General features: G+C 54.4%; 20 protein-coding genes. 14 read left to right on the top strand and 6 right to left on the bottom strand.

What is annotated here, in order from left to right; genetic code table 11:
• Nucleotides 1-107: 107 nt before the first annotated feature.
• From mhbT to dusC, 6 genes are all read left to right on the top strand, one after another.
• Nucleotides 108-1,466: a 3-hydroxybenzoate transporter MhbT gene (mhbT, locus tag OOJ59_RS06220; RefSeq protein WP_137371589.1), complete on the top strand. Its 1,359-nt coding sequence runs from the start codon at nucleotides 108-110 to the stop codon at nucleotides 1,464-1,466.
• 11 nt (nucleotides 1,467-1,477) lie between these two features.
• A complete protein-coding gene (gtdA, locus tag OOJ59_RS06215; RefSeq protein ID WP_038641971.1) occupies nucleotides 1,478-2,515 on the top strand; it encodes a gentisate 1,2-dioxygenase in 1,038 nt (345 codons plus the stop codon).
• Between the two features lie 15 nt (nucleotides 2,516-2,530).
• Nucleotides 2,531-3,232: a fumarylacetoacetate hydrolase family protein gene (locus OOJ59_RS06210; RefSeq protein WP_160956140.1), complete on the top strand. Its 702-nt coding sequence runs from the start codon at nucleotides 2,531-2,533 to the stop codon at nucleotides 3,230-3,232.
• Between the two features lie 8 nt (nucleotides 3,233-3,240).
• Nucleotides 3,241-3,885, top strand: a complete 645-nt coding sequence (gene maiA / locus OOJ59_RS06205) for a maleylacetoacetate isomerase (RefSeq protein WP_085047879.1) — start codon at nucleotides 3,241-3,243, stop codon at nucleotides 3,883-3,885.
• A 14-nt stretch (nucleotides 3,886-3,899) separates the two neighbouring features.
• Complete coding sequence (locus OOJ59_RS06200) at nucleotides 3,900-5,093, top strand: 3-hydroxybenzoate 6-monooxygenase (protein ID WP_085047880.1); 1,194 nt, start codon at nucleotides 3,900-3,902, stop codon at nucleotides 5,091-5,093.
• A 61-nt stretch (nucleotides 5,094-5,154) separates the two neighbouring features.
• The gene (gene dusC, locus OOJ59_RS06195; protein ID WP_085047881.1) at nucleotides 5,155-6,099 is read left to right on the top strand and encodes a tRNA dihydrouridine(16) synthase DusC; all 945 of its coding nucleotides are present in this window, start codon (nucleotides 5,155-5,157) and stop codon (nucleotides 6,097-6,099) included.
• Nucleotides 6,100-6,202: 103 nt separating this feature from the next.
• Here the strand turns inward: dusC and yohP are convergent, their stop codons facing one another.
• On the bottom strand, nucleotides 6,203-6,286 hold the full coding sequence (gene yohP / locus OOJ59_RS28180) for a small membrane protein YohP (RefSeq protein ID WP_087855921.1): 84 nt from the start codon (nucleotides 6,284-6,286) through the stop codon (nucleotides 6,203-6,205).
• 70 nt (nucleotides 6,287-6,356) lie between these two features.
• The gene (locus OOJ59_RS06190) at nucleotides 6,357-7,091 is read right to left on the bottom strand and encodes a class I SAM-dependent methyltransferase (RefSeq protein ID WP_160956139.1); all 735 of its coding nucleotides are present in this window, start codon (nucleotides 7,089-7,091) and stop codon (nucleotides 6,357-6,359) included.
• 169 nt (nucleotides 7,092-7,260) lie between these two features.
• Between OOJ59_RS06190 and mdtQ the strand changes: the two genes are divergently transcribed.
• Nucleotides 7,261-8,700 (top strand): multidrug resistance outer membrane protein MdtQ, encoded by a 1,440-nt coding sequence (gene mdtQ / locus OOJ59_RS06185; protein ID WP_038641958.1) that lies wholly within the window; start codon nucleotides 7,261-7,263, stop codon nucleotides 8,698-8,700.
• A 24-nt stretch (nucleotides 8,701-8,724) separates the two neighbouring features.
• On the opposite strand, the gene OOJ59_RS06180 is transcribed toward mdtQ, so the two are convergent.
• Nucleotides 8,725-9,297, bottom strand: coding sequence for a DedA family protein (locus tag OOJ59_RS06180; protein ID WP_038641956.1), 573 nt, complete (start codon nucleotides 9,295-9,297; stop codon nucleotides 8,725-8,727).
• A gap of 815 nt (nucleotides 9,298-10,112) precedes the next feature.
• On the opposite strand from OOJ59_RS06180, the gene OOJ59_RS06175 reads away from it, so the two are divergent.
• Both OOJ59_RS06175 and pbpG read left to right on the top strand, forming a co-directional pair.
• The gene (locus tag OOJ59_RS06175) at nucleotides 10,113-10,700 is read left to right on the top strand and encodes a Yip1 family protein (RefSeq protein WP_038641953.1); all 588 of its coding nucleotides are present in this window, start codon (nucleotides 10,113-10,115) and stop codon (nucleotides 10,698-10,700) included.
• A 181-nt stretch (nucleotides 10,701-10,881) separates the two neighbouring features.
• On the top strand, nucleotides 10,882-11,829 hold the full coding sequence (gene pbpG / locus OOJ59_RS06170; protein ID WP_160956138.1) for a D-alanyl-D-alanine endopeptidase: 948 nt from the start codon (nucleotides 10,882-10,884) through the stop codon (nucleotides 11,827-11,829).
• 64 nt (nucleotides 11,830-11,893) lie between these two features.
• On the opposite strand, the gene dld is transcribed toward pbpG, so the two are convergent.
• Nucleotides 11,894-13,603, bottom strand: coding sequence for a D-lactate dehydrogenase (dld, locus tag OOJ59_RS06165; protein WP_038641949.1), 1,710 nt, complete (start codon nucleotides 13,601-13,603; stop codon nucleotides 11,894-11,896).
• A gap of 232 nt (nucleotides 13,604-13,835) precedes the next feature.
• Here dld and bglX point away from each other — a divergent pair, with 232 nt between their 5' ends.
• From bglX to OOJ59_RS06140, 5 genes are all read left to right on the top strand, one after another.
• Nucleotides 13,836-16,133 (top strand): beta-glucosidase BglX, encoded by a 2,298-nt coding sequence (bglX, locus tag OOJ59_RS06160; protein ID WP_137347135.1) that lies wholly within the window; start codon nucleotides 13,836-13,838, stop codon nucleotides 16,131-16,133.
• Nucleotides 16,134-16,354: 221 nt separating this feature from the next.
• On the top strand, nucleotides 16,355-17,272 hold the full coding sequence (gene osmF, locus OOJ59_RS06155; RefSeq protein WP_137350836.1) for a glycine betaine ABC transporter substrate-binding protein OsmF: 918 nt from the start codon (nucleotides 16,355-16,357) through the stop codon (nucleotides 17,270-17,272).
• 15 nt (nucleotides 17,273-17,287) lie between these two features.
• On the top strand, nucleotides 17,288-18,454 hold the full coding sequence (locus OOJ59_RS06150; protein ID WP_069323458.1) for an ABC transporter permease: 1,167 nt from the start codon (nucleotides 17,288-17,290) through the stop codon (nucleotides 18,452-18,454).
• Complete coding sequence (locus tag OOJ59_RS06145; RefSeq protein ID WP_160956136.1) at nucleotides 18,447-19,394, top strand: ABC transporter ATP-binding protein; 948 nt, start codon at nucleotides 18,447-18,449, stop codon at nucleotides 19,392-19,394. Before OOJ59_RS06150 ends, OOJ59_RS06145 begins: the two co-directional genes overlap by 8 nt.
• Nucleotides 19,378-20,109, top strand: a complete 732-nt coding sequence (locus OOJ59_RS06140) for an ABC transporter permease (RefSeq protein ID WP_121529278.1) — start codon at nucleotides 19,378-19,380, stop codon at nucleotides 20,107-20,109. Before OOJ59_RS06145 ends, OOJ59_RS06140 begins: the two co-directional genes overlap by 17 nt.
• Here the strand turns inward: OOJ59_RS06140 and OOJ59_RS06135 are convergent.
• Nucleotides 20,090-20,197 (bottom strand): protein YohO, encoded by a 108-nt coding sequence (locus tag OOJ59_RS06135; RefSeq protein ID WP_003027354.1) that lies wholly within the window; start codon nucleotides 20,195-20,197, stop codon nucleotides 20,090-20,092. The two genes, OOJ59_RS06140 and OOJ59_RS06135, sit on opposite strands and share 20 nt — an antisense overlap.
• A 51-nt stretch (nucleotides 20,198-20,248) precedes the next feature.
• The gene (gene mlrA / locus OOJ59_RS06130) at nucleotides 20,249-20,980 is read right to left on the bottom strand and encodes an HTH-type transcriptional regulator MlrA (protein WP_042307362.1); all 732 of its coding nucleotides are present in this window, start codon (nucleotides 20,978-20,980) and stop codon (nucleotides 20,249-20,251) included.
• Nucleotides 20,981-20,989 lie beyond the last annotated feature (9 nt).

The following is a 20,989-nucleotide window of genomic DNA, read 5'->3' as shown; positions in this document are numbered from 1 at the left end:
ATGCCTCTGCATGAAAAGCCATTGTACATTTCATCTCCAAACATACAAAGTCGCAACATACCTAAAACAAAACAGACATCTACTCTACCTGCACTGAGGCATTCACTATGACTCAACAACGTGATCTACAAGCACTAATAGATTCCGCCCCCGTCGGTAAGACGCAGTGGCGCGTGATTATTTGCTGTTTTCTGGTCGTCATGCTCGACGGTTTTGATACCGCGGCGATTGGTTTTATCGCACCCGATATACGCACTCACTGGCAATTGACTGCCGGGGATCTGGCGCCGCTTTTTGGCGCAGGACTGCTGGGGCTAACTGCTGGCGCGTTGCTCTGCGGCCCGCTGTCCGATCGTTTTGGCCGTAAACGGGTGATTGAGCTTTGCGTGGCGCTGTTTGGCGCGCTGAGTCTGATCTCTGCTTTTTCGCCCGATCTGCAAACGCTGGTCATTTTGCGTTTCCTTACCGGGTTAGGTCTGGGCGGCGCGATGCCTAATACCATCACCATGACGTCGGAATACCTGCCTGCCCGTCGGCGTGGCGCATTGGTCACCATGATGTTCTGCGGCTTTACTCTCGGATCGGCTATGGGCGGCATCGTCAGTGCTCAACTGGTGCCGGTTATTGGTTGGCACGGCATTCTGGTGCTGGGAGGCGTTTTGCCGCTCATGCTGTTTGTCGCCCTGCTGTTTGCGCTACCGGAATCCCCGCGCTGGCAGGTTCGTCGCCAGCTACCGCAAAACGTGATTGCCAGAACTGTCAGCGCTATTACCCGGGAACGTTATGACGATACCCATTTTTATCTCAACGAAGGCGCAGCGATTGCCAAAGGCAGTATCCGCCAGCTGTTCGTCGGGCGACAGTTGCCCATTACCCTGATGTTATGGGTGGTGTTCTTTATGAGCCTGCTGATTATTTATCTGCTCTCCAGTTGGATGCCAACGCTGCTTAACCATCGAGGAATCGACCTGCAACATGCCTCCTGGGTGACTGCGGCCTTCCAGATTGGCGGTACGTTAGGCGCGCTGGCGCTGGGCGTACTGATGGATAAATACAATCCTTTCCGCGTGCTGGCGGTGAGCTATGCGCTGGGGGCGGTATGTATCGTCATGATTGGCCTGAGCGAAAACGGCCTGTGGCTGATGGCGTTGGCGATTTTTGGCACCGGCATCGGGATTAGCGGTTCTCAGGTGGGTCTCAATGCGTTAACCGCCACCCTTTATCCGACGCAAAGCCGGGCGACGGGCGTCAGCTGGTCTAATGCCATTGGCCGCTGCGGCGCGATTGTCGGTTCGCTTTCCGGCGGCGTGATGATGGCGATGAATTTCTCATTCGATAACCTGTTTTTCATTATTGCCGTTCCGGCGGCCATCAGCGCGGTGATGCTTACGCTGCTGACGGTTGTTGTTCGCCAGTCGGCCTCTGTCCCTGACGCCTTGCCACGCGCAGGCATCGTGAATGAATAAGGAGAATCCCTATGTCTGAACTGAATCAGGATGTTAAGAACAGCCGTCAGCAGTTTTACCAGCATATTTCCGGGCAGAATCTGACCCCGCTGTGGGAGTCGTTGCACCGTCTGGTGCCGTCAACGCCGAACGCGAATTGCGCGCCTGCGTACTGGAACTATCAGGAGATCCGTCCGCTACTGCTGGAAAGCGGCGATCTGATTGGCGCGAAAGAGGCGATTCGCCGCGTGCTGGTGCTGGAAAACCCAATGCTGCGCGGACAGTCTTCCATCACCCCGACGCTGTACGCGGGATTACAGTTGATTATGCCGGGCGAGGTTGCGCCGAGCCACCGCCATAATCAGTCTGCGCTGCGCTTTATTGTCGAAGGGAAAGGGGCATTTACCGCCGTCGATGGCGAGCGCACCCAGATGCATGAAGGCGATTTTATTCTGACGCCGCAATGGCGCTGGCACGATCACGGCAACCCAGGCAGCGAACCGGTAGTGTGGCTGGACGGTCTGGATCTGCCGCTGGTGAATCTGCTGGGCTGCGGCTTTGCGGAAGACTACCCGGAAGATCAGCAGCCGGTCACGCGCAAGGAAGGGGATTATTTACCGCGCTATGCGGCCAACATGTTGCCGCTGCGTCATCAGAAGGGTAACTCATCGCCCATTTTCAACTATCGCTACGATCGTAGCCGTGAAGCGCTGCATGACCTGACCCGCATGGGCGAAGCCGACGAGTGGGATGGTTACAAGATGCGCTACGTGAACCCGGTAACCGGCGGTTATCCCATGCCGTCAATGGGGACCTTCCTGCAATTGTTGCCGAAGGGCTTTTCTTCACGGATGGCGCGTACCACTGACAGCACTATCTACCATGTGGTGGAAGGAAGCGGGCGGGTCACCATCGGCAACGAAACCTTCAACTTTTCGCCAAAAGATATCTTCGTGGTGCCGACCTGGCACGGTGTGTCGTTCCAGGCCAGCGAAGATGCCGTCTTATTCAGTTTTTCGGACAGACCGGTTCAGGAAGCGCTGGGGTTGTTCCGTGAAGCACGCTATTAATTTGGGAGAGAGAAAATGACGCAATACGTATTCGAACCACAAGCGCCTGTTACCGTTCCGGTGGTTGGTAGTGATGAACAATTTCCCGTGCGCCGCGTTTACTGTGTGGGGCGCAACTATGCTGCACATGCGCGTGAAATGGGCTTTGACCCGGATCGCGAACCGCCGTTCTTCTTCTGTAAACCGGCCGACGCGGTGGTTCCGGTGGCGGCTGGTCAAACTTTTGAACTGCCGTACCCGTCGCAGACCGATAACTATCACTACGAGATAGAGCTGGTGGTGGCGATTGGTAAAAAGGGCAGCGATATACCGCTGGAAAAAGCGCACGAATATATCTGGGGCTATGCCACCGGTCTGGATATGACCCGTCGTGACAGGCAGATGGAGATGCGCCAGATGGGGCGTCCGTGGGAAATCGGCAAAGCGTTTGATCTCTCTGCGCCCATCGCGCCGCTGCATAAAGCCAGTGAAATCGCTGATGTTAACAATGCGCCTATCTGGCTGCAGGTTAACGGCGACGATCATCAGCGGAGCGATATTCGCCACCTTATCTGGTCTGTGAATGAAACCATCAGCTATCTGTCCGGATTTTTCGAACTGCAGCCGGGCGATCTGATCTACACCGGTACGCCGGAAGGCGTGGGGGCGGTAGTGAAAGGGGATGTGATCACCGGCAACGTAGACGGTTTAACCCCCATCGCCGTGAAGATTGTCTGAGGTGGATGATGAAGTTGTACAGTTTCTTTAATAGCTCCGCGTCATATCGCGTGCGTATTGCGCTGGCGCTGAAAGGGCTCGATTACCAGACGGTGGGCGTCAACATTCGCATCGGCCAGCAGAACGAGCTGGCCTACCGGCGGATGAATCCGGTGGGGCTGGTGCCGACGCTGGTGACCGACGACGGAGAATCGCTTGGACAATCGCTGGCGATAATCGACTGGCTGGATGGCCACTTTCCGCAGTCGCCGCTGCTGCCTGCTGACTTCCCGATGCGCAGTCGGGTGCTGGAAATTGTTTATGCCATCGCTTGTGATATCCACCCCGTGAATAATCTGCGGGTACTGCGCTACCTGAGCGACGAATTAAAGATCAGTGAAGAGGATAAAAAACGCTGGTATGCGCACTGGATCCAGCAAGGGTTAAGCGCAGTGGAACAGATGCTGCGCCAGAGTCATTCGGGGGCGTTCTGCGTGGGTGATGCGCCGACGCTGGCGGATTGCTGCCTGATCCCGCAATGGGCGAACGCGCTACGTATGGGCTGCGATTTGAGCGCATATCCACGCTGTAAGGCGGTCTATGATGCCTGTACCCAGCTTCCGGCGTTTATCGCCGCCGCGCCCGAGAACCAACAAGACAAAATTCCGGCCTGATAAGGAGAACGACAATGGCTAAAGTGACACGCGCAATTATCGTGGGTGGTGGGATTGGCGGCGCGGCGACCGCGTTATCGCTGGCCCGTCAGGGAATCAAAGTGATGTTGCTGGAGAAAGCGCATGAGATTGGCGAAATCGGCGCGGGCATTCAGCTCGGGCCAAACGCGTTCTCTGCTCTCGACAGCCTTGGCGTGGGAGAGGTTGCCCGCCAGCGCGCCGTTTTTACCGATCATATCACCATGATGGATGCGGTAAATGCGCAGGAAGTCGTGCGTATTGAAACCGGACAGGCGTTCCGCGATCACTTTGGCGGTCCTTATGCGGTTATCCATCGGGTGGATATTCATGCTTCTGTGTGGGAAGCGGCGCTGGTTCATCCCAACGTTGAGTATCGCACTTCAACTAACGTGGTTGATATTCGCCAGACCGAGAATGACGTGACGGTATTTGACGAGCATGGCAACAGCTGGACGGCAGATATTTTGGTCGGCTGTGACGGTGTGAAGTCGGTTGTCCGTCAGTCTCTGATTGGCGATGCGCCACGCGTGACCGGGCACGTGGTCTACCGCGCGGTGATTGATTGCGATGATATGCCGGAAGATTTGCGCATTAACGCGCCGGTGCTGTGGGCCGGACCGCACTGTCACCTGGTGCACTATCCGCTGCGCGGCGGCAAACAATATAATCTGGTGGTGACCTTTCATAGTCGTCAGCAGGAAGAGTGGGGCGTGAAGGATGGCAGTAAAGAGGAGGTGCTCTCCTATTTTGCCGGTATTCATCCACGTCCGCGCCAGATGCTGGATAAACCGACATCATGGCGGCGCTGGTCCACCGCTGACCGCGAGCCGGTCGAGAAATGGGGTACCGACCGCATTACGCTGGTGGGTGATGCCGCGCACCCGGTGGCGCAATATATGGCGCAGGGAGCCTGTATGGCGTTGGAGGATGCCGTCACGCTTGGTAAGGCGTTACAGCAGTGTGACGGCGATGCGGCTGATGCCTTTGCCCTGTATGAGTCGGTGCGCATTCCGCGTACGGCGCGGATTGTCTGGTCGACGCGCGAAATGGGCCGCGTTTATCACGCCGCGGGCGTCGAGCGCCAGGTGCGTAATCTGCTGTGGAAAGGTAAATCACAGGCGGAGTTTTATCGCGGTATGGAGTGGCTGTACGGCTGGAAAGAAGATAACTGTCTGTTGCCGCGCTGAGCCTCTTTAATCTCCCGAACGGAGGCGCTACCATAGCGCCTCTTTTTTTGCGGGTGACGATATGCGTGTTTTACTGGCGCCGATGGAAGGCGTGCTCGATTCCCTGGTGCGCGAGCTGCTGACTGAAGTGAATGATTACGATCTGTGCATCACGGAGTTTGTGCGCGTGGTGGATCAGCTCCTGCCGGCAAAAGTATTTCACCGGCTCTGCCCGGAACTGCATAACAACAGCCGCACGCCATCCGGCACGCGGGTGCGCATACAGCTGTTGGGCCAGTATCCGCAGTGGCTGGCGGAGAACGCCGCCCGCGCGGTCGAACTGGGATCGTACGGTGTCGATCTGAACTGCGGCTGTCCGTCGAAGCTGGTCAACGGCAGCGGCGGTGGCGCGACGTTATTGAAAGATCCTGAGCTCATCTACCGCGGCGCAAAAGCCATGCGCGAGGCGGTGCCGGACCCTCTCCCGGTGACGGTGAAAGTACGCCTGGGCTGGGACAACAGCGACCGGCAGTTTGAAATTGCCGATGCCGTCCAGCAGGCTGGCGCCAGTGAACTGGTGGTGCATGGTCGTACCAAAGAGCAGGGCTATAAGGCCGAGCATATTAACTGGCAGGCGATTGGCGAAATTCGCCAGCGACTTACCATTCCGGTTATCGCAAATGGTGAAATCTGGGACTGGCAGAGCGCCCAGGATTGTATGGCCATCAGCGGATGCGATGCGGTGATGATCGGCCGTGGCGCGTTAAATATCCCGAATCTGAGTCGTGTGGTGAAGTACAACGAGCCGCGTATGCCGTGGCCTGACGTCGTGATGCTGCTGCAAAAATATACCCGTCTCGAAAAGCAGGGTGACACGGGGTTGTATCATGTGGCGCGTATTAAGCAGTGGTTAGGGTATTTGCGTAAAGAATATTCAGAAGCCACGGCGTTGTTTCAGGAGATTCGCGCGTTAAACAATTCGCCGGATATCGCTCGGGCGATTCAGGCCATCAAGATTACCGCCTGACATCAGTTCTGGTAGGCCGGATAAGGCGTTTACGCCGCCATCCGGCATCAGAGAGAACAATCGCCTGACATTTCTGCTATCAGGCCTGGGCTAAAAGACAACATCAAAAAATCATCTTAAACACGCCGGTTACCACCAACAGTCCAATCAGAAAAATAATTAGAATAATCCACAGCAGAATTTTCATTAACTTTCCTTTTTTTGGTAAATTCAGATTGAGTATAGGAAAGTATCAACTATTCTGCCTGGCGGCGCTGTTATGCGGGTTTACGTGCGCTTAGCAGAAACACCATTGGCCGCTCTTTTTCTTCATCCAGCGCCGGGTTTTCAGCAATCTGCTGCGCAGAGGGTCCCCATTCATCAACACACACAATGTCGAATCCGGCGGCAATGAGCGCGTTAATCCAGGTCGCCAGCTTGCGATGCTGTTTTTTAACGCCTTCAGCAAACCAGTTACTGATACGCTCGCCTTCTTGTTGGTAATGATTAACCGGCCAGGACAGCTGCCCGGTTTTGTCTTTTATCCAGCCCTGGTTAAGCGGTGCGGTATAAATGGGGTGCTCGGCAGAGAAAACCAACATGCCTCCCGGTGTTAATGCCTGGTAAATCGTTACGAATAATCGTTCAATATCGTGTAAATAGTGCAGGGCAAGGGAGCTATACGCCAGGTCGAAAGACGCCGGCTGGAGCGTAAGCGTTTCGAGATCTTCACGGCGATAGACGATGCCATTGCCGTGAGTCATATTATGCGCCTGGGTTAACATCTTTTGTGAGATATCCAGCCCCACGACGCTGGCGGCATGATTATCGCGCGCGTAGCGACAAAACCAGCCATATCCGCAGCCCAAATCGAGAATGTTTTTACCCTGCAGAGCGGGGAGCATAGCCTGTATTGCTGGCCATTCCGGTGCGCCGTCAAGCCCTTTTACTGAACGATCCAGCGTCGCATATCCGGCAAAGAATTCCGGGTTGTCATAAATATTCTGTGACATAAGGTTTCCATCTATAAATTATTAAAATTATTTAATCTATATTATTTGTGTGGTGTATATTTTTCTGATTATATATTTTTATTGCCAAAGATGTATTGCCACGCGTAACTAAAAAAGTAACAGCGACAAGTCGTACTCTCTGCGCATCTTTTCTTACCTGTATATCTCCATGAATCGTAATTCTGTTTTTGCCGCGACGGCATTGTTGCCCCTTTTTATTCTCATGGCTGGCTGTGCGCCTATGCATGATGACCGTCAATCTCTGTCGCAGCAGACCCCTGCTGCGAATGTCGATTCCGCCTTACCTGCGGCGTTAAAAAATGGCTGGCCGGACAGCCAATGGTGGAAGGCATACCACGATCCTCAGCTTAATGCGCTGATTGACAGCACGTTGCGAAACTCTCCTGATATGCAGGTGGCGGAACAGCGCATTCAACTGGCGGAGGCACAGGCGAAGGCCGTTGAGGCGCAGGATGGTCCGGAGATCGATTTCTCTGCGGACGTTGAGCGTCAGAGAATGTCAGCTGAAGGGCTGATGGGACCGTTTGCCATTACCGATCCTGCCGCCGGAACGACAGGCCCGTGGTACACCAACGGGACCTTTGGTTTAACCGCCGGTTGGAATCTGGATCTGTGGGGGAAAAATCGGGCCGAAGTGACGGCGCGTATTGGGGCCGTTAAAGCGCGTGAAGCTGAGCGTGAACAAACCCGCCAACTGCTGGCGAGCGGTGTTTCGCGTCTGTACTGGGAATGGCAGACGCAGGCGGCACTGAAAAGCGTGCTGACGCAGATTAAAAATGAGCAACAGAACGTGATAACCGTCGATCGTCAGCTGTATCAAAACGGCATTACCTCATCAGTGGAAGGCGTTGAGACCGATATCGATTCCAGTAAAACGGATCAGCAGCTGAACGATGTTAACGGCAAAATGAAAGTGATTGAGGCGCGGCTGAGCGCCCTGACTAATTCACAGTCTACCGTTCTGAAACTGCATACCAGTAAGTTACCTACCGTAGAAAGCCAGCTCCCGTCTCAGTTAGGTTATTCGCTGCTGGCCCGTCGACCGGATTTACAGGCCGCGCACTGGTATATTGAATCATCCCTGAGCAGCATTGATGCGGCCAAAGCCGCGTTTTATCCGGACGTGAATTTGATGGCGTTTTTACAACAAGATGCGTTACATCTGAGCGATCTGTTCCGCCATTCCGCGCAGCAAATGGGCGTCACAGCCGGACTCACGCTGCCTATTTTCGACAGCGGCAGATTGAATGCCAATCTTGATATCACCAAAGCGCAAAGCAACCTGACGGTGGCGAATTACAACAAAGCCGTGGTAGATGCGGTGAATGACGTGGCGCGTGCCGCATCGCAGGTGGAAACACTGGCGCAGAAGAATCAGCATCAGCAGCAGATCGAACATGATGCACAGCGTGTGGTGGGACTTGCGCAGGCGCGATTTAACGCCGGTATTATCGCGGGTTCCCGGGTCAGCGAAGCAAAGATCCCGGCGTTACGTGAGCAGTGCAACGGTCTGGTATTGCAAGGCCAGTGGCTGGATGCTTCCATTCAGTTGACCAGCGCGCTGGGCGGCGGTTACCACGCGTCGTAACACACCTGCCCGGTAGATGCCGCTCTACCGGGCCGTCTTCTTGCTGCTGCGTTTTTTCAACCACCAGCGTGCACCTACCACCAGTACAATCACCAGAACCAGCCATATCCAGTGCTTAATGTGCTGGTCGAGATTGTGCAGCCACGGCGCGATGACTTCTCCCCCCACATAACCCAGAGTGGTAAATATCAGCGCCCACACCAGCGCCCCGAGAATATTGAGCGGTAAAAAGATCTTCGGTGGCAGGTGACTGGCGCCAATCAGCAAAGGGCCAATAACGCGAAAACCGTACATAAAACGCGTGCCGACCACGAACAGATAAGGACGCCGTTGGATCATCTTCTGCGCGTAATCAATTTTTGCCTGATGACGCGAAAAACGCCGCAGAATTTTGCCGCCAAAACGACGTCCGAGTAAATAGAGCAACTGATCGCCAATCATCCCGCCCAGCGCGACGGAGAGCACCACCAGCGGAAATTTAAGTACTCCCTGATGGGCCGCGACGCCGCCTAACAGGGTAATGGTTTCCCCTTCAGCCAGACTGCCAATCACTAATGCGGCATAGCCGTATTGCGCAACATAATGATTTATATCCATACGATTGTATGACCTCCACCGCTTATAGCATACACCCTATGAATACTTGATGCCGGAAAAGCCGCGCCGTAGCGATCTAATGCTTGTCAGTTAAGTATTATGAAGGACATGTGATTCTGGCTCAGGGTTCCGTTCACCTCCGCGGTGTCATTTCTCTGAAACGCCGTTACCCGTGAACGTGCAAGGGAGGCTTACCGCCGCCTCCCTTGCATCCCAGGCTCCCGGCGGGAAAATCGTCGCTGCGCGAGTTATTCGTCTTATGCCGTCTGCCTGTCGGGTCGGGGCCGAGCCTGCATCCATGCAGGCCGTCCCCTCTGCCCGCATCCCTGCGGGCAGACCCGGTCAGCCGCCAACGCCTCATCGATTTTCAGCCGGACCGGGGGGATCGCTTCAACGCTCTGACTTCCAGTTAAATCTGTTTTGCTGTTCAGACCAAAAACGCAGATGGTGAGGTGTAGGCTGGTCCGGCTGAAAATTGCCGACGTGTTTCCGTAAGGCCGGGAGAGCCAGCATGGATGCTGGCTCAGGGCGCGTTTTGCAGGGATGCTACCTCGCGCCCGACCCGGTAGCCTGAAGGAATAAGCGGGGGGAACCACGAAGTGGCAATTTTCCCGCCGGGAGCCGGGATTGTTAAGGGTACGGCGATAGTACCCTTAACACATTCACAGGCAGTATCGTTTCAGAGAAGTGATAAACATTGGGTGAACGTAACAATACGCCGTAGCGATCCGGTATTTTCTCTGTGTACATAAAATAATCAAAAGCTGAATTATACTTGAAGTGTTGAGGTCCGGAGCTGACAAGAAGGGGGCGGTATGAACCATGTCTGGGGGCTGTTTTCCCATCCCGATCGTGAAATGCACGTGATCAACAGCGAAAACGAAAGCGTTTCGCATCACTATACCCATCATGTACTGCTGATGGCGGCAATCCCGGTTGTTTGCGCGTTTATCGGTACCACACAAATCGGCTGGAATTTTGGTGACGGCAACATACTGCAGTTATCCCTGTTGACCGGACTGGCGCTGGCCATTCTGTTTTACGGCGTGATGCTGGCGGGCGTGGCTGTCATGGGCCGGGTTATCTGGTGGATGGCGCGTAATTACCCGCAGCGTCCATCGCTGGCGCACTGTATGGTCTTTGCCGGATATGTCGCGACTCCGCTGTTTTTAAGCGGTCTGGTCGCCCTTTATCCGCTGGTCTGGCTGTGTGCGTTGGTGGGAACTATCGCGCTGTTTTACACCGGTTATTTACTCTATCTCGGTATTCCAACGTTCCTGAATATCACTCGTGAGGAAGGGTTAAGTTTTTCCAGTTCCACGCTGGCTATTGGTGTGCTGGTACTGGAGGTTCTGCTGGCGATTACGGTAATCCTGTGGGGTTACGGCTATCGCTTATTCTGACCTGTAAAACGGCTCTGCGCTGCGTTGTTGACGTAAAAGTCAGCAACGCAGCATTTCGAGACGATTATCCTGTAGCGGCAAACCTGTCGGATCGCTATGATGCCTGAGCTAGCCTGAGAAAATACTTAATCTCGGGCGGTGTGCGTTGTGACGTGCGTGAACCCTTATCAGAAATCTCATCATGCTGAAATTCCGAGTTTCATTATTAAGCCTTGCCCTGGTGCTGGCCGTTCCTTTTGCACCCCAAGCCGTGGCGAAAACGGCACCTACCGTAGCGGCTTCTCAACCTGAGATAGCGTCCGGTAGCGCGATGATTGTTGATCTGAATACCAACAAGGTTATCTATTCGAACCATCCGGATCTGGTGCGTCCGATTGCGTCGATTACCAAATTAATGACGGCGATGGTGGTGCTTGATGCGCGACTGCCGCTGGATGAAAAGCTGAAAGTTGATATCAGTCAGACGCCTGAGATGAAAGGAATTTACTCTCGCGTACGGCTGAACAGTGTAATCACCCGTAAAGACATGCTGTTACTGGCGCTGATGTCATCTGAAAACCGCGCGGCAGCCAGTCTGGCGCATCATTACCCTGGCGGCTATAACGCGTTTATCAAGGCGATGAATGCGAAAGCGAAAGCGCTGGGCATGACCCATACCCGTTTTGTGGAGCCGACCGGGTTATCGATTCATAACGTCTCAACCGCGCGTGATTTAACGAAGTTACTGATTGCCAGCAAACAGTATCCGCTGATTGGTCAGCTAAGTACTACGCGTGAAGATATGGCGACGTTTGCCAATCCGGCATATACATTGCCGTTCCGTAATACCAACCATCTGGTGTATCGCGATAACTGGAATATTCAGTTAACTAAAACCGGGTTTACCAATGCGGCGGGCCACTGTCTGGTGATGCGCACGGTGATTAATAACAAACCGGTGGCGCTGGTGGTGATGGATGCTTTTGGGAAATATACCCACTTTGCCGATGCCAGCCGTTTACGCACCTGGATTGAAACCGGCAAGGTGATGCCGGTTCCGGCGGCGGCGCTGAGCTACAAAAAGCAAAAAGCGGCGCAGATGGCGGCGGCAGGTTCAGCTACGGGTGAGCAAACCGCGCAGAACGATTAAACCGTCGGCCGGGCAAGCGAAGCGCCCCCGGCAACGTGCCCGATGGCGCTTATGCTTATCGGGCCTACGATTCTTTCCAGAACTTCTGCTTACTCGTTTTCCCAATACCCGGGTTCATACTGTTGGTTGGGTCATTCTCGCGGTAAAAGCGGGTTAATGTTTCCGGCGCCTGGTACAAATGCCCGACGTTATGCTCCGCCGGATACTGTGCCCCACGCTCGCGAAGTAACTCCAGCATCTGCTCTTTCAGCGCATGGGCATCCACGCCTTTTTTGACGATGTAATCCTGATGGAATACATAGCACATAAAATGCCCGTAATAGAGCTTGTGCACCAGTTGGCTGTCGATTTCTGGCGGCAGATGTTCATACCATTCGGTGTCGTTACGACGCAGCGCGATATCCAGCGCCAGAATATCTTCCACTTCATCCGCATGAACGGCCTGATAACGAATAGCTGCGCCAGCCGCCGCAAAGCGGTGCAGGAATGCCTTGCTGCCTTCTTCCGGCGTACAGGCAAAGAAGTCGCCCTCGGCCGTTTTGAAAAACTCATTTAGCCAGTTTTGCGCTTCAGCCACGCCGCCACCGGCCATTTTTAACAGCAGGTGATGCTCGTATTTGTCGCGCCAGCTTTTCATACGCGCCGGTAAGTGGCTGGGGAATAAATGGCCAAACTTCTGCATCGCCCGGTCGGTGAAGTGCGGACGGAAAAATTTCACTTTTTCCAGCATCGCATCGGTGCGACCTTTCAGGGTGAAGAAAAACGGCATTTTGTCGGTGCCGAGCTTGTCAATCATCAGGAACGTATCTTTGCCGTACTGCTCAGCGATGTCGTAAATATCGCGATGCATATATTCACCGGCAACCGGCAGATGTTCAAACTTCGCCAGAATATGACGGCGGATCTCCGTCAGCACCTCTGGCTGGTTGGTGCCGATATAAAAGACCTGCTGATTTTTTTCGGCTTCGAAAGTGTCCAGACGCACGGCGAAAACCGCGAGCTTTCCGGCACAACCGGAAGATTCAAACAAGCGGTCCGGGTCGGCGTTATAGCGTGCGGGCGTGTCCGCCTCAATATCTCTGACGCGGGTCACGTAGTCGTGATCGTGCGCATGACGTCCGTCGTGGCGAACATCGTCATCTTTGATGCGCTCGTCATCGAGTTTGCTAAGGATCTGCTCTGGGGTTTGGCCAAGGTCGATGCCCAGATGGTTAACCAGCTGTAATTTACCCTGTTCATCAATACGTGCAAACAGCGACATCTCCGTGTAGGCCGGGCCTCGTTGCACCAGCGAGCCGCCGGAGTTGTTACAAATGCCGCCAATCACGGAAGCACCGATGCAGGAAGAACCGATCACTGAATGCGGTTCACGACCAAAAGGTTTGAGCGCTTTTTCCAGCGAATAGAGCGTTGTTCCAGGCCAGGCCAGCACCTGTTCGCCTTTGCCGATGACGTGCAGCTTATCAAGACGCAGGGTGCTGATAATAACAATCTCACGGTCGTAATCATTGCCGCTTGGCGTAGAGCCTTCGGTCAGGCCGGTATTGGCGGCCTGCATCAGAATGATTTTGTCTGCGGCGACACAGGCGTTCAGGACGCGCCACAATTCTAAAAGCGAGCCCGGGAAAACGACGGCGAGCGCATCGCCCTGGCCGGAGCGGAATCCCTTGCGATAGCGGGCGGTTTTAGCGGGTTCAGTGAGCAGGTGCGAATGACCCACCAGGCGGGTCAGTTCATTCAGGAAAGCTTTATTATCTGTTGTAATGGAAGACATTCTCCACTCCTTGTGGTGGGACTCAATATCAGGAACAAGCATAGCGCTTTGTATGACAATACGCTTTCTCATTCATATTGTCTCTGGCTTGTCTTTCATTGATTCACGCTGGTTTTGAAAATTAGGAGAATAACCTTAGCTTTCTTTAGCGCTCCCGTTTAGTCTTACGGCAAATTGCGGTTTTTGTTATATTTTCGCTGATGCGTCAGGAAAAAATAAAGAGAGAATCAACATGAAATGGCTATGTTCTGTAGGTGTTGCGGTGAGTCTGGCAGTGCAACCCGCGCTGGCGGACACTCTGTTTGGTAACCATCCGCTGACGCCAGAAGCGCGGGATGCGTTTGTTACCGATTTACTCAAACAGATGACCGTGGATGAGAAAATTGGTCAATTACGCTTAATCAGCGTCGGGCCTGATAATCCGAAGGAAGCCATCCGCGAGATGATCAAAGACGGGCAGGTTGGGGCAATTTTTAACACCGTCACACGCCAGGATATCCGCAAAATGCAGGATCAGGTGATGGAACTCAGCCGCCTGAAAATTCCTCTCTTTTTTGCCTACGACGTATTGCACGGTCAGCGTACCGTGTTCCCGATAAGCCTCGGTCTGGCGTCCTCCTTTAATCTTGATGCGGTCAGAACCGTCGGTCGCGTTTCAGCGTATGAAGCCGCTGACGATGGCCTGAACATGACCTGGGCGCCGATGGTTGATGTCTCCCGCGATCCGCGCTGGGGCCGGGCATCGGAAGGGTTTGGCGAAGACACGTATTTGACCGCCACAATGGGTAAAACCATGGTGGAAGCGATGCAGGGGAAAAGCCCGGCCGATCGCTATTCGGTGATGACCAGCGTCAAGCACTTCGCCGCTTATGGTGCGGTAGAGGGCGGGAAAGAGTACAACACCGTCGATATGAGCCCGCAGCGTCTGTTTAACGACTACATGCCGCCGTACAAAGCCGGGCTGGATGCCGGTAGCGGCGCGGTGATGGTAGGACTTAATTCACTCAACGGTACGCCGGCGACGTCGGATGCATGGCTGCTGAAAGACGTGCTGCGCGATGAGTGGGGCTTTAAAGGCATCACCGTTTCCGATCACGGCGCGATTAAGGAACTGATTAAGCACGGCACCGCCTCCGATCCTGAGGATGCGGTACGCGTGGCTATCAAGTCCGGTATCAACATGAGTATGAGCGATGAGTATTACAGCAAATACCTGCCGGGGCTGATTAAATCAGGCAAAGTGACGATGGCGGAGCTTGACGACGCTGCGCGTCACGTGCTGAACGTGAAATATGATATGGGGCTGTTTAACGATCCGTACAGCCATCTGGGAGCCAAAGAGTCTGACCCGGTGGATACCAACGCCGAAAGCCGCCTGCACCGTAAAGAAGCGCGTGAAGTGGCGCGTGAAAGCCTGGTGCTGCTGAAAAACCGCCTCGACACGCTGCCGCTGAAAAAATCCGCCACCGTGGCGGTTGTCGGGCCACTGGCCGATAGCAAGCGTGATGTGATGGGCAGTTGGTCCGCAGCGGGTGTTGCCGATCAGTCGGTAACGGTGCTGACAGGGATTAAAAATGCCATTGGCGAGCAGGGTAAAGTGGTATACGCCAAAGGGGCGAATATCACCAACGATAAAGGCATTGTCGACTTCCTGAACCTGTATGAAGAGGCGGTGAAAGTTGACCCGCGCTCGCCGCAGGAGATGATTGATGAAGCCGTTAACGCTGCGAAACAGTCTGATGTGGTGGTTGCGGTGGTCGGTGAGGCACAGGGAATGGCGCATGAAGCCTCCAGCCGTACGGACATTACTATTCCGCAGAGCCAACGTGACCTGATTGCCGCGCTGAAAGCAACGGGCAAACCGCTGGTGCTGGTGCTGATGAACGGACGTCCGCTGGCGCTGGTTAAGGAAGATCAACAGGCTGATGCGATCCTCGAAACCTGGTTTGCCGGGACGGAAGGCGGTAACGCCATCGCCGATGTGTTGTTTGGCGATTACAACCCATCAGGCAAGCTGCCGATGTCTTTCCCACGCTCTGTCGGACAGATTCCGGTCTATTACAGCCATCTCAATACCGGTCGTCCGTATAACGCCGATAAGCCGAATAAGTACACCTCGCGTTATTTTGACGAGGCAAACGGTCCGTTGTATCCCTTTGGCTATGGCCTGAGCTACACCACCTTTACCGTTTCGGATGTGAAACTCTCTGCACCGACGATGAAACGTGACGGGACTGTGACGGCCAGCGTCCAGGTGACCAACACCGGCAAGCGCGAAGGTGCCACGGTGATTCAGATGTATTTGCAGGATGTGACCGCTTCAATGAGCCGTCCGGTAAAACAGCTGAAAGGCTTTGAGAAAGTGAATCTTAAACCGGGTGAAACGCAGACTGTCAGCTTCCCGATTGATATCGAAGCGCTGAAATTCTGGAACCAGCGTATGAAATACGATGCTGAACCGGGTAAATTTAACGTCTTTATCGGCGTGGATTCCGCCAGAGTGAAGCAGGGTGAATTTGAACTGCTGTAGTTGATGAAGAAAGCCACGCATCATGCCTGATGGCGCAATGCTTATCTGGTCTATGAAATAACGCTATCCGGCAAATTCACTTTGGGTTTGCCGGATTTTTTTCGCCTTACTGCTAATTACTCTCAGTGTTACTACCCAATTGCCAGGTTAAGGCCTGATTTTTCGACTATGCTTTTTCCTCAAGTCTCTGAAAAGGGCCGCAAAAGGATGAGGAGCACAGCATGATAATCTCAAAGTTTGGGGTAGGGTCGTTGGCATTTTTAGCCGCGATAAGTATGCCCTTGCAGGCCGCGTCGCCCGTTACGGTTGGGTCAAAAATTGATACTGAAGGGGCGCTGCTCGGTAACATTATTTTGCAAGTGCTCGAAAGCCATGGTGTGAAAACCGTCAATAAAGTGCAACTGGGGACTACGCCAGTGGTGCGTGGCGCGATTACATCCGGCGAGCTGGATATCTACCCGGAATATACCGGCAATGGCGCCTTCTTCTTTAAAGATGAGAATGATCCGGCGTGGAAAAATGCGCAGGCTGGTTTCGACAAAGTGAAAAAGCTGGACGCAGAGAAAAATAAACTGGTCTGGCTAACGCCTGCGCCCGCCAACAATACCTGGACCATTGCGGTCCGCCAGGATGTCGCCGAAAAGAATAAACTGGTTTCGCTTGCAGACTTAGGGCGCTACCTCAAGGAGGGGGGCACTTTCAAACTGGCCGCCTCTGCGGAGTTTATCGAACGTGCGGACGCGCTGCCAGCGTTTGAAAAAGCCTATGATTTTAAACTGAATCAGAATCAGCTTTTATCACTGGCCGGGGGGGATACCGCCGTGACGATTAAAGCCGCAGCGCAGCAAACCTCCGGCGTCAATGCCGCGATGGCCTACGGCACCGATGGTCCGGTCGCCGCGCTGGGGCTGCAAACGTTAAGCGATCCGCAAGGCGTTCAGCCGATTTATGCGCCTGCGCCAGTGGTACGTGAGTCGGTACTCAAGGACTATCCGCAAATGGAAGAATGGCTGCAGCCTGTTTTTGCCAGTCTGGATGAAAAAACGCTCCAGCAGCTTAACGCCAGTATTGCTGTAGAGGGGCTGGATGCAAAAAAAGTTGCAGCAGATTATCTGAAGCAAAAAGGATGGGTTAAGTAACGGAATTTACGGCGGGTGGGTGTTTTGTCCAATATCTCGGTTAATCGGGTGCTGTTGCTGCTGGTTCTTCTTACCTTCGCAGCAGCTGCGCTTCCTTTCATTAGCTATGCTCCCAATCGCCTGGTTTCCGGCGAAGGTCGTCAACTCTGGGATATCAGGCCCGACATGGCGTGGGGACTGGCGGTGGCCTGTCTGCTACTGTTTCTTCTGTGCTTTGTGTCGGGCAAACCCGGCAATATATTGACGCTTGTTATCAGCCAGCTGTTGGTGATTGCGGCGCTGGTAACCGCAGGTACAACGGCAACGTATCTGGCACAGACGGGCAGTACGTTGGCCAGAACCAGTCTTGGCTCCGGGTTCTGGCTGGGTCTCGGATTCATGCTGCTGGCTGCCAGTGACGCCATTCGGCGCATCACCCGTCAGATGTTGTGGCGATGGGTGCTGCATGCGCAACTTTTTGTTATGCCGATAGTGTTATTACTGTCCGGCACGTTTAACGATCTTTCCCTGCTTAAAGAGTATGCCAACCGCCAGGATGTCTTTAACGACGCACTGGCGCAGCATCTGACTATTCTGTTTGGCACCGTGATACCCGCGCTATTCCTTGGTGTGCCGCTGGGCGTTTGGTGCTCTTTTTCTGACTCGCGTCAGGGACCCGTTTTCGCCGTACTGAACATTATCCAGACCATTCCCTCGGTGGCCTTGTTTGGCCTGTTGATTGCGCCGCTCGCTGGGCTGGTTAAGCATTTCCCCTGGTTAAGCTCACTCGGCGTTGCGGGAACCGGCATGACACCCGCGCTTATTGCGTTGGTACTGTACGCGCTCTTACCGTTGGTACGTGGCGTGGTGGCTGGACTGAATCAGGTTCCACAGGATGTACTGGAAAGCGCCCGGGCGATGGGGATGAGCGCGCGTCAACGGTTTATCTCGGTGCAGTTGCCGCTGGCGCTGCCTGTCTTCTTGCGCAGTTTGCGGGTGGTGATGATCCAGACAGTAGGGATGGCGGTGATTGCCGCACTGATCGGTGCCGGGGGCTTTGGCGCGCTGGTCTTTCAGGGATTGCTCAGTAGCGCCGTTGATTTAGTGCTGCTGGGCGTGATCCCGGTAGTTGTGCTGGCAGTGTTGATTGATGCGCTGTTTGATTTAGGGCTAGCGCTGCTGAAGGGAACGAATAATGATTGAATTTAATCATGTCAGTAAAACCTACGGTCAGCAAAAAGCCGTCGACGACCTTAATCTGCATTTGGCGGAGGGGAGCTTTTCGGTGCTGATTGGCACGTCGGGTTCCGGGAAATCCACCACACTGAAGATGATCAACCGACTGGTCGAGCATGACCGCGGGCAGATTCTTTTTGCGGGCGAGGAGATTCGCAGTCTGCCGGTACTGGAGTTAAGGCGGCGTATGGGGTACGCGATCCAGTCTATCGGTTTGTTCCCGCACTGGACCGTCGCGCAGAACATCGCCACCGTGCCGCAATTACAAAAGTGGTCGCGCTCGCGTATTGATGATCGCACAGATGAACTTATGGCGCTGTTGGGGCTGGAGGCGAGTTTGCGTCACCGTTATCCGCATCAGCTTTCCGGTGGGCAACAGCAGCGGGTCGGGGTTGCACGCGCGCTGGCGGCAGATCCGCAGGTGCTATTGATGGATGAGCCTTTTGGCGCGCTGGATCCCGTCACCCGCGGTGCGCTGCAGCAGGAGATGACCCGTATTCATCGTCTGCTGGGGCGAACCATTGTATTGGTGACGCATGATATTGATGAGGCGCTGAGGCTGGCGGAACATCTGGTCCTGATGGACGCGGGTAAGGTCGTGCAGCAAGGGACTCCGTTGTCGATGCTGACGGCGCCAGCGAACGATTTCGTACAAACGTTCTTTGGCCGCAGCGAACTGGGCGTACGGTTACTGTCGCTGCGTACGGTGGGGGATTTTATTCGTCGCGGCGAACATTCAGCCGGTGAGCCGCTGGTGGCTGAAATGACGCTGCGTGATGCACTGTCGATGTTTGTGGCGCGAGGGTGCGATGTACTGCCGGTTGTGACGCCGCAGGGCGTGTCCTGCGGTACGCTTCACTTTCGCGATCTGCTTTCGGAGATGCCGCCCCGTGAAACGTCTTGCTGATCCACTGCTGTGGCTGGTTGTCCTGTTCCTGATCCTGTTGGTCGGGTTACCGCACAGTCAGGCCCTGTTTAGTTCGTTGTTTCCAGAGTTGCCGCGTCCCGTGTATCAGCAGGAAAGTTTTACGACGCTGGCGCTGAGTCATTTTGCGCTGGTGGGAATATCGAGTCTTATCGCTGTACTCATCGGCACCGGCGCCGGAATTGCGGTAACCCGGCCCTGGGGGGCAGAGTTCAGGCCGATGGTAGAAACTATCGCCGCCGTGGGGCAGACTTTTCCCCCGGTCGCGGTGCTGGCGATTGCCGTGCCGGTGATGGGATTTGGTCTTGAGCCGGCGGTTATCGCGCTGATCCTGTATGGCGTGTTACCGATCCTACAGGCAACCCTGGCGGGGTTGGGAGGCGTCTCTGCCAGCGTGATGGATATCGCCAGCGGGATGGGGATGAGTCGCTGGCAGCGCCTGCGTAAAGTGGAGTTGCCGCTGGCGGCACCGGTTATTCTGGCGGGGATCCGCACATCGGTGATCATTAATATCGGCACCGCAACGATAGCCTCAACCGTCGGGGCGAATACGCTGGGCACGCCGATAATTATCGGACTTAGCGGATTCAATACCGCCTATGTGATTCAGGGGGCGTTGCTGGTCGCGTTGGCGGCAGTGATTGTCGATCGCGGATTTGAGCGATTAGCGAGCTACCTTACCCGGCACGTAAAATGAAGGTGTAGCCTGCCAGCATGACGCCGCCGATACCGCCGATAGCCATCAGCAGGAAGAGGGTTATTACACCGATTTTAGCTGCGCTCATTGTGCACTCCTTATGTGAATCTAAGGATTGTACACTTTTGTTAATAGAATATTAAATACCGAGTGGATAAATATCGTGACCTAACGCGCGCCATTCACTCAGCTGTTGCTGCTGAGCGGGCGTTTGGTTCTCGCCGCACCAGACAAGTAAGGTTCGACCTTCGAACATTTCCGGTCGTAGTTGGTTCAGTGAGTGGGCCAGAACGTCAACGCGCCATCCCTGCTGACTGGCAACCCAACCCTCCAGCCACAAACGGGTGGTATCGTGAATGTTCCAGCCGACAACCAGCGCATCTTTACCCTGTTTCTTGCGCGCTGAGGCCAGACAAATCGCGATATAGTTGATGAGGACGCCGTCGAGGATCCCGAGTAACGCCTGGAGGATCGGCTGCTGACATTGCAGACGGCGGCGTAACGGTGTGAACAAATGGGTGTTGAGCGTTTGTGCGGGATAATCCTGGCCACGCTCTTTGATCCACATTCTCAGACTATGCAAATTATTGCTTTGCAAATAGCTTAATAGCGTCTCTTGCTGTTCACGCCAGCCGTTATGCACATCAATGTTCTCATTGCTGAGCAACATTTTCACCTTACTGACCTGAACGCCGTTGTTTATCCAGCGTTTTATCTCTCGGATCCGGTCAATATCCGCGTCGTTAAACAGGCGATGACCGCCGTCTGTCCTCTGCGGTTTGAGTAATCCGTAACGCCTCTGCCACGCGCGTAAAGTGACAGGGTTGATATCACAAAGCAAAGCCACTTCACCGATTGTGTAAAGCGCCATCGTCGTCTC

This window comes from Citrobacter sp. W9 (assembly GCF_026719375.1).
GTDB lineage: Bacteria > Pseudomonadota > Gammaproteobacteria > Enterobacterales > Enterobacteriaceae > Citrobacter > Citrobacter werkmanii.
This window is presented reverse-complemented; position numbering and strand designations above follow the sequence as displayed.

Excerpts from the sequence above, each read along its gene's own strand:
- yohP (WP_087855921.1), bottom strand. The coding sequence starts at position 6,286 with ATGAAAATTCTGCTGTGGATTATTCTAATTATTTTTCTGATTGGACTG.
- gtdA (WP_038641971.1), top strand. The coding sequence starts at position 1,478 with ATGTCTGAACTGAATCAGGATGTTAAGAACAGCCGTCAGCAGTTTTAC.
- osmF (WP_137350836.1), top strand. The coding sequence starts at position 16,355 with ATGATAATCTCAAAGTTTGGGGTAGGGTCGTTGGCATTTTTAGCCGCG.
- OOJ59_RS06180 (WP_038641956.1), bottom strand. The coding sequence starts at position 9,297 with ATGGATATAAATCATTATGTTGCGCAATACGGCTATGCCGCATTAGTG.
- OOJ59_RS06200 (WP_085047880.1), top strand. The coding sequence starts at position 3,900 with ATGGCTAAAGTGACACGCGCAATTATCGTGGGTGGTGGGATTGGCGGC.
- bglX (WP_137347135.1), top strand. The coding sequence starts at position 13,836 with ATGAAATGGCTATGTTCTGTAGGTGTTGCGGTGAGTCTGGCAGTGCAA.
- OOJ59_RS06145 (WP_160956136.1), top strand. The coding sequence starts at position 18,447 with ATGATTGAATTTAATCATGTCAGTAAAACCTACGGTCAGCAAAAAGCC.
- pbpG (WP_160956138.1), top strand. The coding sequence starts at position 10,882 with ATGCTGAAATTCCGAGTTTCATTATTAAGCCTTGCCCTGGTGCTGGCC.
- maiA (WP_085047879.1), top strand. The coding sequence starts at position 3,241 with ATGAAGTTGTACAGTTTCTTTAATAGCTCCGCGTCATATCGCGTGCGT.
- mhbT (WP_137371589.1), top strand. The coding sequence starts at position 108 with ATGACTCAACAACGTGATCTACAAGCACTAATAGATTCCGCCCCCGTC.
- mlrA (WP_042307362.1), bottom strand. The coding sequence starts at position 20,980 with ATGGCGCTTTACACAATCGGTGAAGTGGCTTTGCTTTGTGATATCAAC.
- OOJ59_RS06135 (WP_003027354.1), bottom strand. The coding sequence starts at position 20,197 with ATGAGCGCAGCTAAAATCGGTGTAATAACCCTCTTCCTGCTGATGGCT.
- OOJ59_RS06210 (WP_160956140.1), top strand. The coding sequence starts at position 2,531 with ATGACGCAATACGTATTCGAACCACAAGCGCCTGTTACCGTTCCGGTG.
- OOJ59_RS06190 (WP_160956139.1), bottom strand. The coding sequence starts at position 7,091 with ATGTCACAGAATATTTATGACAACCCGGAATTCTTTGCCGGATATGCG.
- OOJ59_RS06175 (WP_038641953.1), top strand. The coding sequence starts at position 10,113 with ATGAACCATGTCTGGGGGCTGTTTTCCCATCCCGATCGTGAAATGCAC.
- dld (WP_038641949.1), bottom strand. The coding sequence starts at position 13,603 with ATGTCTTCCATTACAACAGATAATAAAGCTTTCCTGAATGAACTGACC.
- mdtQ (WP_038641958.1), top strand. The coding sequence starts at position 7,261 with ATGAATCGTAATTCTGTTTTTGCCGCGACGGCATTGTTGCCCCTTTTT.
- dusC (WP_085047881.1), top strand. The coding sequence starts at position 5,155 with ATGCGTGTTTTACTGGCGCCGATGGAAGGCGTGCTCGATTCCCTGGTG.